Raw genomic sequence first — 11,867 nt, 5'->3', positions numbered from 1 at the left:
GTGGCACCGAACCGAAGTACGGAGAACACTCAACGATGGAAACTACTGCCACCGGGAGCACCGCTATAGCGCCTGCGTCACGGGCACTGGAAGTGATCGGCGGGGACCTGACCGAGAAGGCCCTGAAACGCTACCTCGAAGGCATCGCCGGCGTCGACGCCGTAGGCCTTGAGGCACGTGCAGCGTCCCTCGGGACCCGGTCGATCAAGACCACCTCCAAGGCCTGGGCCCTCGACAAGATCATCTCCCTGATCGACCTGACCACCCTGGAGGGTGCAGATACGCCGGGCAAGGTGAGATCCCTCGTCGCCAAGGCGCTGGTCCCCGACGCCGACGACCTGTCCACCCCCCGTGTCGCAGCAGTCTGCGTGTACGGAGACATGGTGCCCCACGCCGTGGAGGCGCTGGGCAGGGCCCACGACGCCGACGCCGCCGGCAGGATCAACGTCGCAGCGGTCGCCACGGCGTTCCCCAGTGGGCGGGCCTCACGGTCGGTCAAGCTCTCCGACACCGCCGACGCGGTGGCAGCCGGTGCGGACGAGATCGACATGGTCATTGACCGCGGTGCTTTTCTGTCAGGGCGCTACGGCCTGGTCTTCGACGAGATCGTTGCGGTGAAGGAAGCCTGCCGCCGCGCCGATGGCTCCTACGCCCACCTGAAGGTGATCCTCGAGACCGGGGAGCTCAACACCTACGACAACATCCGGCGCGCCTCGTGGCTGTCGATCCTGGCCGGCGGCGACTTCATCAAGACCTCCACCGGCAAGGTAGCCCCAGCGGCGACCCTCCCGGTCACCCTGTCGATGCTTGAAGTGGTTCGCGACTGGCACCGGCTCACCGGGGAGAAGATCGGGGTGAAGCCTGCCGGCGGCATCCGAACCTCCAAGGACGCCATCAAGTACCTGGTCACCGTCGCCGAAACGGTGGGGGAGGACTGGCTTCAGCCGGACCGGTTCCGCTTCGGCGCCTCCAGCCTTCTCAATGACGTGCTCCTGCAGCGTCAGAAGCTCACCAGCGGCAGCTACTCCGGCCCTGCCTACGTCACGATCGACTAAGGATCCAACCCATGACTTTTCTCGAGTACGCACCCGCCCCGGAGTCCACGGCCATCCTGGACCTCAAGAGCGAGTACGGCCTGTTCATCAACGGTGAGTTCGTTCCCGGCAACGGCGAATCCTTCACTACCATCTCACCTGCCACCGAGCAGAAGATCACCACCATTTCGTGCGCCAGCGAGGCCGACGTCGACGCCGCCGTCGCCGCCGCCCGACGCGCCTATGAAAAGACCTGGTCGAAACTCTCCGGCACCGACCGGGGGAAGTACCTGTTCCGGATCGCCCGCCTGGTGCAGGAACGCGCCCGTGAACTGGCGGTCGCCGAAACCCTCGACAACGGCAAGCCGATCAAGGAAAGCCGCGACGTCGACGTGCCCCTGGTCGCCGCCTGGTTCTTCTACTACGCCGGCTGGGCCGACAAGCTCGACCACGCCGGGATGGGCCCCAACCCCCGCTCGCTGGGTGTCGCTGCCCAGGTGATTCCGTGGAACTTCCCGCTGCTGATGCTGGCGTGGAAGATCGCCCCGGCCCTTGCCGCCGGCAACACAGTGGTCCTCAAGCCTGCGGAGACCACGTCCCTGACCGCCATGCTGTTCGCCGAGATCCTGCAGCAGGCCGACCTGCCAGCGGGTGTCGTCAACATTGTCACCGGTGCCGGCCCCACCGGCTCAGCGCTGGTCAACCATCCCGACGTCAACAAGGTCGCCTTCACCGGTTCCACCGCCGTCGGACGGTCCATCGCCCGGTCAACCGCCGGCACCGGCAAGAAGCTCACCCTCGAACTGGGCGGCAAGGGCGCGAACATCGTGTTCGACGATGCGCCGATCGACCAGGCCATCGAGGGCATCGTCAACGGGATCTTCTTCAACCAGGGGCAGGTCTGCTGTGCCGGGTCCCGCTTGCTGGTGCAGGAATCGATCCACGACGAGGTGGTCGACCGGCTGAAGGCCCGGCTGTCCACCCTGCGCGTCGGTGACCCCCTCGACAAGAACACCGACATTGGGGCGATCAACTCGGCGTCCCAGCTCGGCCGGATGCGTGAACTCTCCGACATTGGGGAGCAGGAGGGCGCCACCCGGTGGAGCCCCGACAGTAACCTGCCACAGCAGGGCTTCTGGTTCCCGCCGACCATTTTCACCAACGTGTCCACCAGCCACCGCATTGCCCGGGACGAGATCTTCGGGCCGGTGCTCTCGGTGCTGACCTTCCGCACCCCTGCCGAGGCGATCGCGAAGGCCAACAACACCCCCTACGGGCTGTCGGCTGGCATCTGGTCGGACAAGGGCAGCCGCGTGCTGGCTGTCGCCGACAAGCTGCGTGCCGGTGTGATCTGGGCCAACACCTTCAACAAGTTCGATCCCGCCTCACCGTTCGGCGGCTACAAGGAATCCGGCTACGGCAGGGAGGGTGGCCGCCACGGTCTGGGTGCCTACCTCGCACCGGCGTCGTCGGGCACCGCTGAGAAATCGGTTGTCTCGGCCCTCATGTCCAAGACCCCACTGGGAGGCTCCAAATGAGCGCTGCACGGCTAGGCGTACCGAAGACCTACAAGCTCTACATCGGCGGCAAGTTTGTCCGCAGCGAATCCGGACGCGTCTACGAGGTACCGACCAAGAAGGGTGGACCCCTGTTGAACACCGTCAACGCGGCCAAGGGCTCGCGCAAGGACGCGCGCGACGCCGTCACCGCCGCCCGCGGGGCTGTCAGCGGCTGGGCCGGTACCTCCGGGTACAACCGGGGCCAGGTGCTGTACCGCATCGCTGAGGTGCTCGATGGGCGCCGTGCCCAGTTCGCCGACGAGATTGCGGCGTCCGAGGGTGTATCGGCCGCTGCCGCGACTGCCCAGGTCGACGAGGCCATTGACCTGTGGGTCTGGTACGCCGGCTGGGCTGACAAGTACGTGCAGGTGGCGGGTAATGCCAACCCGGTGTCCGGCCCCTACTTCAACCTGTCCACCCCCGAGCCCACCGGCGTGGTGGCGGTCATCGCACCGCAGGGATCCGGCTCGCTGCTCGGCTTCGTTCGGGCCGTCGCCCCCGTGCTGGTCAGCGGCAACACCGTGGTGGTCATCGGCAACGAGCGGGCACCCCTCGCTGCGCTCAGCCTCGGAGAAGTGCTGGCCACCTCCGACGTGCCTGCCGGCGTCGTGAACATCCTCAGCGGCTCGCCAGCGGAAATCGCGCCCTGGCTGGCCTCCCACGCTGATGTGAACGCACTGGACCTGCTCGGTGCCGAGCACCTCGACTGGGTGGACCTGCAGATCACGGCGGCGGAAACGCTCAAGCGGGTGCTGCCCCCGGAGACCGGGCCCGACGCCGGCGCCCCCTCGATCGACCGGATCACCTTCTTCACCGAGACGAAGACAGTCTGGCATACCAAGGGCCTGATCTAGGCCTACCGGTCTGGATCCCGCTCACACAAAAGTGGCGGACCTGCAGGGGAGTGGTTGCTCAACCACTGTCCTGCTGGTCCGCCACTTTTGTGTGCGGTTGTTGTGCGCCCCGGGTTAGGCCTTGCGGTCGCCCTTGGCAAGGGTAGGACCGGTGTCGGAGCGCCCGAGGAGAGTCTGCGGTACCCAGAAGGCCAGGAAGAACAGGCCCAGGCACACGGCGAAAGCCCAGACGTTGCTCTGGTCGAAGAAGGTCAGGGCGAAAATCGATCCGAGGAACATGACCATCATCACTGCGAACGTCACCAGGTTGTTGACGAGGTGGCCTTCCCCGGAGTGGGTGGGCTGCTTGGCTGGAGCGGACCGCTCCGAGGATGCCGAAGTCGTGGGGTGTGCCATTGAGTCTCCTCGAAGATGTGCGAAAACGATACTCCCTTAACCATAACTGCACGCGGGCGCGAGGCGGCGCAGCGGCGCTCAGACCGGTATCCGGTAACCGCGTTTCACCACCGTCGCGACCAGCCGGGGATCGGGGAGTGCCTTCCGCAGCCGGCTGACCGTCATATCGAGGGCGTGCGCGTCCGCGACGCCCGGGAGTATCGACGCCAGATGGGCTCTCGTCAGGACCGCACCACGGGCTTCGAGGAGCGCTCCGAAGACGGCCAACGGCGCCGGTGCCAGGCGGACCGGAGCCCCGTTGATGCGCAGGGTGCTGCCGCGGAGTTCAATGCTGCCGTAAGAACCCTCGTACCGGACCGCCCGGCGGGACAGGGAGGGGGAGCCAGTGGGGGCTGCGAGCTGCATTGGTCGATCTCCGGGGCTGGAACGGCGGCTGGACCACTTCACCGTAGGTAGCCCTGATTGCCCAGGTGTTTCGCGGACGTGAACGCCGAAAAACAACAGTGGGCACCCGCCTACAGGCCCAGCGACTCCTCGACGTCCCTGAGCACCGCGTCCAGGCGTGCCCGCGCGGTGACCTTGGCGTCCTCCAGCTCAGCGGCGGACTCGACCGGTTCCACCACCTCGAGGTAGCACTTCAGCTTGGGTTCGGTACCGGAGGGGCGGATGATCACGCGGGTGTTGTCCCGGGTGAGGAACAGCAGCCCATCGGTGGGGGGAAGCCCGGCTTGGCCCAGGAGGAGGTCCTGGACGACGTCGACCGCTGAGTCGGCGAAGGCCTGCGGCGGGTTTTCCCGCAGCCGGTTCATCATGGCGCCCAGCAGTCCGAGGCTGCCGACCCTGACGGACAGCTGGTCGCTGGCGTGCAACCCGTGCAACAGTGACAGGTCGTCCAGCAGATCGAACAGGGTCCGGCCAGCCGCCTTGGTGGCTGCTGCCAGCTCGGCCATCAGCAGGGCCGCGGAAATGCCGTCCTTGTCCCTGACCTTCTCGGGGGCCACACAGTAACCCAGCGCCTCCTCGTAGCCGTAGGCCAGGGAGGGCACACGGGAGATCCACTTGAACCCGGTGAGGGTTTCGGTGTGGGCGATGCCGGCCGCCGCTGCGATACCTGCCAGCAACCGTGAGGAGACAATCGAGTTGGCGAAAACCGGTGCGGGAGCGTCGGACGCGGTGTCCTGGACCAGGCGGGCGGCGAGGTGCTGGCCGAGCAGCGCCCCGGTCTCGTCCCCACGGAGCATCCTCCACTCACCGGTGGCCGGATCCTTCGCTGCAACCGCAACCCGGTCGGCGTCGGGGTCGTTGGCCAGCACCAGGTCGGCGTCCTGGGCTACAGCTGCCGCCAGGGCAAGGTCGAGGGCGCCCGGCTCCTCGGGGTTGGGGAAGTCGACGGTCGGGAAGTCGGGGTCCGGCTCGGCCTGCTCGGCGACAACGTGGACTGACCCGAAGCCTGCTGCGGCCAGGACGTCCTGCGCGGTCTGTCCGCCCACGCCGTGCATGGGCGTCAACACGATGGACAGGTCCCGGTCTGGGAACCTCTCGCGGTCAGCAAGGCCGACCACAGCGGTCACGTAGTCCTTGGCGATGCTCCCGGGCAGAATGTTCCAACCCTCGGGCGCCAGCACGATGCTGTCCAGGCTGCCGATCGCTGCGATCCGGTCGGCGATCTCGGTGTCCTGCGGGGCGACGATCTGGGCGCCCCGTCCAGCGTCGTCGACGGCACGTCCGCCCAGGTACACCTTGTAGCCGTTGTCCTGGGGCGGGTTGTGGCTGGCCGTCACCATCACCCCCACCTCGCATTCGAGTGCGCGGACCGCGTAGGCGAGCACCGGGGTCGGCAGCTCGGTCGGCATCAGGAAGGTCTGGATGCCGACGGCAGTGAAGACCGCCGCCGTCTCCTCAGCGAAGATGCGGGAATTGTGGCGGGCATCGAATCCGACGACGGCACGGGGGGTGTAGGCGCCGTCGGCGATCCCGAGCACGTAGGCGGCAACGCCGGCAGCTGCCCGGCGCACCACCACGCGGTTCATCCGGTTGGGCCCGGCTCCGAGGGCGGCCCGCAGGCCGGCGGTGCCGAAGAGGAGCGGGCCGCTGAAACGGTCCTGCAGTTCCTGGACCACCATGGTGGCGCTGTCGTCGTCGGCGTACCGCTCCAGGAGTGCCTGAAGTTCCGCCGTCGTCTGCGGATCCGGATCCTCGGCGGCCCAGGCGTGGGCAGCATCGAGGAGTGGTTGGTGGTCGGCGTGCGTCATGACTTCTGGTTACCTTTGGTCAGGTTCTAGAGCCGGCTGATGATGTCAGCAAGCAGGCGTGAAATGCGGGGTCCGGCGGCGGCGCCGGATTCGATGACCTCGGCGTGGCTCAGCGGTGTTGCGCTGATGCCCGCCGCGAGGTTGGTGACCAGCGAGATCCCGAAGACTTCCATGCCGGCGTGACGTGCAGCGATGGCTTCGAGCGCCGTGGACATGCCGACCAGGTCGGCGCCGATGGTCCTCGCATACCTGACCTCGGCGGGTGTCTCGTAGTGGGGGCCTGTGAACTGTGCGTACACGCCCTCGTCCAGGGTCGGGTCGACCTCGCGGGCGAGGTCGCGGATCCGAGACGAGTAGAGGTCGGTCAGGTCCACGAAGGTGGCGCCCTCGAGGGGGGAGGTGGCGGTGAGGTTCAGGTGGTCGCTGATCAGGACCGGGGTGCCGGGGGTCCACTGTTCCTGCAGCCCGCCGCAGCCGTTCGTCAGCACCATCACCTTGGCCCCGGCGGCGGCCGCGGTGCGGACGCCGTGGACCACTGCCCTGACGCCCTTGCCCTCGTAGTAGTGGGTACGGGAGCCGACCACCAGGGCGCGCTTGCCCGACGTCGTCAGAACCGAACGCACAGTCCCCACGTGTCCCTCCACGGCGGGGGCGGAAAACCCGGGGATGTCCGATGCCTCGAGGGTGTGGGTGGTCTCCCCGATGAGGTTGGCTGCTTCACCCCACCCCGAGCCCAGCACCAGGGCAATATCGTGGCTGGCGACGCCGGTCTCGGCGGCGATGAACTCAGCCGCGGCGCGTGCCAGGTCGAAGGGGTCGGTCGGCGTCATTGACGTGGAGTTCTCGATCACTGATCAAACTTACCCTCAGTTCCCGGCCCGCTGCCACCGGCGGGGACGTGCGCGGACCGCCCTAACCGTTTGAGAGCGCAGCAGGGATAGGACAGAATGGTCAGTTGTGACCAGCCAACTAGATTTCAGTGCCCTTCGAATTGCCATCCTGGGCGGCGGGCCCGGCGGATACGAGGCGGCGATGGTCGCTGCCTCTCTCGGTGCCAGCGTCACCATCGTGGAGCGCCAGGGGCTCGGCGGGGCAGCTGTCCTCACCGACGTGGTGCCGTCGAAGACGTTGATCGCCACCGCTGACATTATGGCCCGGGTCGATTCCGCGCATGAGCTGGGTGTGCGATTTGAGAACACCAAGGCTGCCCACGCGGACCTGGGCCAGGTCAACGAACGACTGCTGCGCCTGGCCGCCGAGCAGTCCGCTGACATCTCCCGTGCACTGGAGCGGGTGGGCGTGAAGATCCTCCTCGGCGAGGGAAAACTGCTCGACAACCACCGCCTGGAGGTCACGGCCGGCGACGAAACCACCACGGTCGAGGCTGACGCCATCCTCCTGTCGGTTGGTGCGCACCCCCGGGAACTGCCCACGGCGCAGCCCGACGGTGAACGGATCTTCAACTGGACCCAGATCTACACCCTCACCGAAGTACCCGAGCACCTTATTGTGGTCGGCTCAGGGGTCACGGGGGCTGAATTCGCATCCGCCTATGACGGACTCGGCTCGAAGGTCACCCTGATCTCGAGCCGTGACCGGGTGCTCCCCGGCGAGGACGCCGACGCCGCCGAGGTGCTTGAGAACGTGTTCCGGAACCGCGGCATGACCGTGCTCTCGGAGTGCCGTGCCCAGGGCGTCCAGCGGCAGGGCGACGGCGTTGTCGTCACCCTGTCCGACGGACGGACGGTCGAGGGCAGCCACTGCCTCATCGCGGTCGGCTCCATCCCCAATACCGCGGGCATCGGGTTGGAGGATGCGGGAGTCCAGCTCACCGAGTCGGGGCACATCAAGGTCGACGGTGTCTCGCGCACCTCGGCCCCGAACGTGTACGCGGCGGGGGACTGCACGGGGGTGCTGGCGCTCGCATCGGTGGCCGCCATGCAGGGCCGTATCGCGATGGCCCACCTGATGGGTGACAGTGTCACCCCGCTGAAGCTCAAGCAGGTTGCCTCCAATATTTTCACTGCCCCAGAGATTGCCACCGTGGGGGTTTCCGAGGCGGACGTGGAATCGGGCCGCTACCAGGGCGACGTCGTGAAGCTTTCCCTCCACACCAACGCCCGCGCAAAGATGATGAACGTGACCGACGGATTTGTGAAGATCATCTCCCGCAAGGGGTCCGGAACGGTGATCGGCGGTGTCGTCGTCGGGCCCCGCGCCTCGGAGTTGATATTCCCCTTGGCGCTGGCCGTCACGAAGAAGCTGCATGTGGACGATGTAGCCAACACGTTCACCGTCTACCCGTCGCTGACCGGCTCAATCTCCGAAGCCGCACGACGCCTGCACGTCAGGCTCTAGAAACAAAAAGTTCCCTGCACCCTGCCCTAACGGTCAGCGGTGCTGTAGCCTAGCTCTCAGTTGCGCTGTCCACATACTGGACAAATTTATCCACCTGTTGGACCTTGCTGGTCTGATTGATGCATTCAGCCACCTGATCGCGGTGCCTTTGGCCCGCCGTAGTGAGAGAAAGCCGCAGACATGTCAACAACCCCGTCCGCCGTGGACGCCGGTGCTTCCAAGCCGAAGAATCCCAAGGGCCGCGTCATCTTCGCGAGCCTCATCGGAACCACCATCGAGTTCTATGACTTCTATATTTACGCCACGGCGTCGGTGCTGGTCTTTCCGGCGCTGTTCTTCCCGGACGCCACCCCGGCGAACGCGATCCTGAGCTCCTTCGCCGTCTTCGGCGTCGCGTTTGTGGCCCGCCCCCTCGGATCGATCATCTTTGGCCACTACGGTGACCGGATCGGTCGCAAGGGGACACTGGTCGCGTCGCTGCTGACCATGGGTATCGCCACCTTCCTCATCGGTGTGCTCCCGACCGCGCAGGTGGATGGCTGGATCATCCTGGCGCCCGCGCTGCTGGTGTTGCTGCGCTTCTTCCAGGGTCTCGCCCTGGGCGGCGAATGGAGCGGTGCCGCACTGCTCGCCACCGAAAACGCACCGAAGAACAAGCGAGCCGTCTACGGCACGTTCCCGCAGCTGGGTGCTCCGATCGGTTTCATCCTCGCGAACCTGTTGTTCGTCTACCTCAACGCCACCCTCAGCAACGAGGAGTTCCTGGCCTGGGGCTGGCGGGTACCGTTCCTGCTCAGCGCCGTGCTGGTCATCGTTGGACTGTACGTCCGGCTCAAGCTCATCGAAAGCCACTCCTTCCAGCAGGTGAAGGACAAGGGCAAGGTAGTGAAGCTGCCCCTGGCCAGCGTCTTCAAGCACCAGTGGCGTCCCCTGCTGCTCGGCACATTCATCATGTTCGCCACCTACGTGCTGTTCTACCTGATGACCGCATTCACCCTCACCTTCGGCACCACCCCCGCATCGGTCGAGGACGCACGTGCCGCCGCCGAGGCGGCCGGGCGAGGCTTCGACGACGCTGCAGCCGAGGCCTTCGTCCCCGGGCTGGGTATCGCCCGCGGTGACTTCCTCATCATGCTCATCATCGGTGTCGTGTTCTTCGGTATCTTCACCCTCGTCTCCGGTCCGCTCGCCGAGAGGTTCGGCCGCCGGAAGATGCTGATGGCCACCACCATCGGGATCGCGCTGTTCGGGTTCACCTGGGTGCCACTGTTCGGTGCGGGCACCACCGGTGCGATGGCCCTGCTGATCATCGGCTTCATCCTGATGGGCCTGACCTTCGGTCCCATGGCGGCGATCCTGCCGGAACTGTTCCCCGCCAACGTCCGCTACACCGGTTCTGCGGTCGCCTACAACATGTCGAGCGTCATCGGTGCGGCACCGGCGTCGTTCGTCGCCATCGCCCTGTGGCAACTGGCCGACGGCAGCACGCTGCTGGTGGGCCTGTACCTCAGTGCAGCGGCTGTTGCCACATTCATCGCACTCTGGCTCAGCAGGGAAACCCGCGACCACGACTACGACAACAACGTGGCGTAACCGTCTTACCCCTTCACAACGGCGCGGCACCCTCGGGTGCCGCGCCGTCGTCGTGACCGGGTGCTGGGGGCGTGGAATGCGTCCCACGTAGAATCGGTCAGGAAATCAACCAGCGGAGGCGGCATGAGTACCCAATCACTGGCTGACGGACGCTACCTCCTCGGCAGCGTCGTCGGCGTCGGCGGGATGGCGGAGGTCTACCACGCCCGGGACACCCGGCTCGGCCGGGACGTGGCGGTGAAGCTGTTCCGGCCAGGGGCCGCCGACGGCGTCTCCCGCGGATCGGACGAGGCGCGGCTGCTTGCGGGACTGCACCACCCGGGACTGGTGCGGGTGCTGGACATGGATTCGTCGAGCACCTCATCCGGGTCAACCTACCTGGTGATGGAACTCGTCGAGGGCCCCGATCTGGGGGCGTTGCTGGCAGACGGCCCGCTCCCAGCCGACGCCGTCCGCTCGGCCGGATGGGATGTGGCCCGGACGCTGGCGTATATCCACCAGCGAGGCATCCTGCACCGCGACATCAAACCGTCAAACATCCTGACCCGCACCACCGATCCTGACAGTGGGGTTTTCGGCTACCTGCTCACCGACTTCGGGATCGCCCGCTTCTACGACGCCGCCCGGCAGACTGCCACAGGCCAGACGATCGGCACCGCCGCCTACCTCAGTCCCGAACAGGCGCGTGGCGGGACCGTCGGAACGCCGACTGACATCTACTCGCTCGGGCTGGTCCTGCTGGAATGCCTCACCGGTGCGCGGGCCTACCCCGGGACGAGCCTGGAAACCGCTGTCGCCAGGCTGCACCGGCCGCCCGCAATTCCGGCTGGACTCGGGCCAGCCTGGCAATCGTTGCTGTCACGGATGACAGCAGACAACCCCGACGACCGGCCCACCGCCGGTGCCGTCGCCGCCGAGTTCGCCCAGTGGAAGGAACCCGAGCCCCGCACCGAGGTCCTCCGCGCGGATACCCCGGTGGCCCGGCCATTTCAGCTCTCCCTGCCGGACGAACCCGCCCGGCAACCAGCGCCCACCACTGTCCTCGCGACGGGGCCCGCCGTCACCGAGACCCAGTCGTCGGCCGGCCTCTGGCCCGCTGACGACTCCCGGGGGACCGCTCTGGGTACCCGCACCCTGCCCACTGGTGATGAGCCCCGCCATGACCGGTCCGGCCGAGCCCCCTCCACGCACGGCCAGGCGGGAGGGTCCCGGTCCGGCACTTCCCGACCCGGCCGACGCCGGACCTGGCTGGTGGGTGTGCTCGCTGCAGCCGCGGTGGTGGTTGTCGGTCTGGTTGTCATTCTTGGCCTGAACCTGGGTGGCCAGGCGCCGATGGAGGAGCTTCCCTCGGTACCCGGCACCACTGGCGAACTCCTGAACGAGCTCTACGAGAGGGTGCAACCATGAGCCGGGCACACGTTCCGGGAAGACCGCCTACGTGGGGCCGCGCTGGGCGGGCGCACCGTCAGTGGGCGGCGGCATCGCTGGGTGCCGCGTTGCTCCTGTCGGGCTGTGGGGCGCCGGCGCTGGACCCGGACGCGGCGGCAAGCTTCCAGGCCTCGGTCCGGGAGATTGCCACTGCAGCGGCCGCCGGGGATCAGGTAGCCGCCACGCAGCTCGCCGCCGAACTGCGTCAGGAAGTCACCGTGGCGCGCGGGCAAGGCACTGTCACCGCCGAACGGGCAACCCAGATCCAGTCGACCATCGACGAGTTGCTCCTTGCCATCGCGGCCGAGGTGGGCCAGACCGGACCCGTCGGGCCGGCACCCGCTCCCGAGCCGACCACGAACACGCCGGTGCCCCCGCCGGCCACCCCGGCCG

9 protein-coding genes and 2 pseudogenes are annotated in these 11,867 nt (G+C 67.1%); 7 read left to right on the top strand and 4 right to left on the bottom strand.

Going from position 1 to position 11,867, the window contains the following annotated elements; genetic code table 11:
- The first annotated feature begins 35 nt into the window (after positions 1–35).
- Genes deoC through HMI58_RS04485 form a run of 3 tightly spaced genes read left to right on the top strand, consistent with a single transcriptional unit; the run spans position 36 to position 3,447 of the window.
- The gene (gene deoC, locus HMI58_RS04495; protein ID WP_171618286.1) at positions 36–1,055 is read left to right on the top strand and encodes a deoxyribose-phosphate aldolase; all 1,020 of its coding nucleotides are present in this window, start codon (positions 36–38) and stop codon (positions 1,053–1,055) included.
- 11 nt (positions 1,056–1,066) lie between these two features.
- On the top strand, positions 1,067–2,572 hold the full coding sequence (locus HMI58_RS04490) for an aldehyde dehydrogenase family protein (RefSeq protein ID WP_171586372.1): 1,506 nt from the start codon (positions 1,067–1,069) through the stop codon (positions 2,570–2,572).
- Positions 2,569–3,447 (top strand): aldehyde dehydrogenase family protein, encoded by an 879-nt coding sequence (locus tag HMI58_RS04485; RefSeq protein WP_171618285.1) that lies wholly within the window; start codon positions 2,569–2,571, stop codon positions 3,445–3,447. The genes HMI58_RS04490 and HMI58_RS04485 overlap by 4 nt, the downstream gene beginning before the upstream one ends.
- Positions 3,448–3,561: 114 nt before the next feature.
- Here the strand turns inward: HMI58_RS04485 and HMI58_RS04480 are convergent, their stop codons facing one another.
- From HMI58_RS04480 to HMI58_RS04465, 4 genes and pseudogenes are all read right to left on the bottom strand, one after another.
- A complete protein-coding gene (locus tag HMI58_RS04480; protein ID WP_171586370.1) occupies positions 3,562–3,843 on the bottom strand; it encodes a hypothetical protein in 282 nt (93 codons plus the stop codon).
- 78 nt (positions 3,844–3,921) lie between these two features.
- Positions 3,922–4,179: pseudogene (locus HMI58_RS04475) on the bottom strand (winged helix-turn-helix domain-containing protein); the annotation flags it as partial.
- 179 nt (positions 4,180–4,358) lie between these two features.
- Complete coding sequence (locus HMI58_RS04470; RefSeq protein WP_171618284.1) at positions 4,359–6,095, bottom strand: phospho-sugar mutase; 1,737 nt, start codon at positions 6,093–6,095, stop codon at positions 4,359–4,361.
- A 26-nt stretch (positions 6,096–6,121) separates the two neighbouring features.
- A complete protein-coding gene (locus HMI58_RS04465) occupies positions 6,122–6,925 on the bottom strand; it encodes a purine-nucleoside phosphorylase (protein WP_171618369.1) in 804 nt (267 codons plus the stop codon).
- Positions 6,926–7,052: 127 nt separating this feature from the next.
- Between HMI58_RS04465 and HMI58_RS04460 the strand changes: the two genes are divergently transcribed.
- The 4 genes and pseudogenes from HMI58_RS04460 to HMI58_RS04445 form a co-directional block, all read left to right on the top strand.
- Positions 7,053–8,453: an NAD(P)H-quinone dehydrogenase gene (locus HMI58_RS04460; RefSeq protein WP_171618283.1), complete on the top strand. Its 1,401-nt coding sequence runs from the start codon at positions 7,053–7,055 to the stop codon at positions 8,451–8,453.
- A gap of 180 nt (positions 8,454–8,633) precedes the next feature.
- Positions 8,634–10,046, top strand: coding sequence for an MFS transporter (locus HMI58_RS04455; RefSeq protein WP_171586366.1), 1,413 nt, complete (start codon positions 8,634–8,636; stop codon positions 10,044–10,046).
- Between the two features lie 123 nt (positions 10,047–10,169).
- On the top strand, positions 10,170–11,453 hold the full coding sequence (locus HMI58_RS04450; RefSeq protein ID WP_171618282.1) for a serine/threonine-protein kinase: 1,284 nt from the start codon (positions 10,170–10,172) through the stop codon (positions 11,451–11,453).
- Positions 11,450–11,867: pseudogene (locus tag HMI58_RS04445) on the top strand (hypothetical protein); the annotation flags it as partial. The gene HMI58_RS04450 and the pseudogene HMI58_RS04445, both read left to right, overlap by 4 nt.

It is taken from the genome of Arthrobacter sp. 147(2020) (assembly GCF_013116715.1).
Classification (GTDB): Bacteria; Actinomycetota; Actinomycetes; order Actinomycetales; family Micrococcaceae; genus Arthrobacter_D.
This window is presented reverse-complemented; position numbering and strand designations above follow the sequence as displayed.

What these genes read in the sequence shown, in the direction of transcription:
- HMI58_RS04485 (WP_171618285.1), top strand. Translation starts at nt 2,569, where the DNA reads ATGAGCGCTGCACGGCTAGGCGTACCGAAGACCTACAAGCTCTACATC.
- HMI58_RS04455 (WP_171586366.1), top strand. Translation starts at nt 8,634, where the DNA reads ATGTCAACAACCCCGTCCGCCGTGGACGCCGGTGCTTCCAAGCCGAAG.
- deoC (WP_171618286.1), top strand. Translation starts at nt 36, where the DNA reads ATGGAAACTACTGCCACCGGGAGCACCGCTATAGCGCCTGCGTCACGG.
- HMI58_RS04480 (WP_171586370.1), bottom strand. Translation starts at nt 3,843, where the DNA reads ATGGCACACCCCACGACTTCGGCATCCTCGGAGCGGTCCGCTCCAGCC.
- HMI58_RS04465 (WP_171618369.1), bottom strand. Translation starts at nt 6,925, where the DNA reads ATGACGCCGACCGACCCCTTCGACCTGGCACGCGCCGCGGCTGAGTTC.
- HMI58_RS04490 (WP_171586372.1), top strand. Translation starts at nt 1,067, where the DNA reads ATGACTTTTCTCGAGTACGCACCCGCCCCGGAGTCCACGGCCATCCTG.
- HMI58_RS04450 (WP_171618282.1), top strand. Translation starts at nt 10,170, where the DNA reads ATGAGTACCCAATCACTGGCTGACGGACGCTACCTCCTCGGCAGCGTC.
- HMI58_RS04470 (WP_171618284.1), bottom strand. Translation starts at nt 6,095, where the DNA reads ATGACGCACGCCGACCACCAACCACTCCTCGATGCTGCCCACGCCTGG.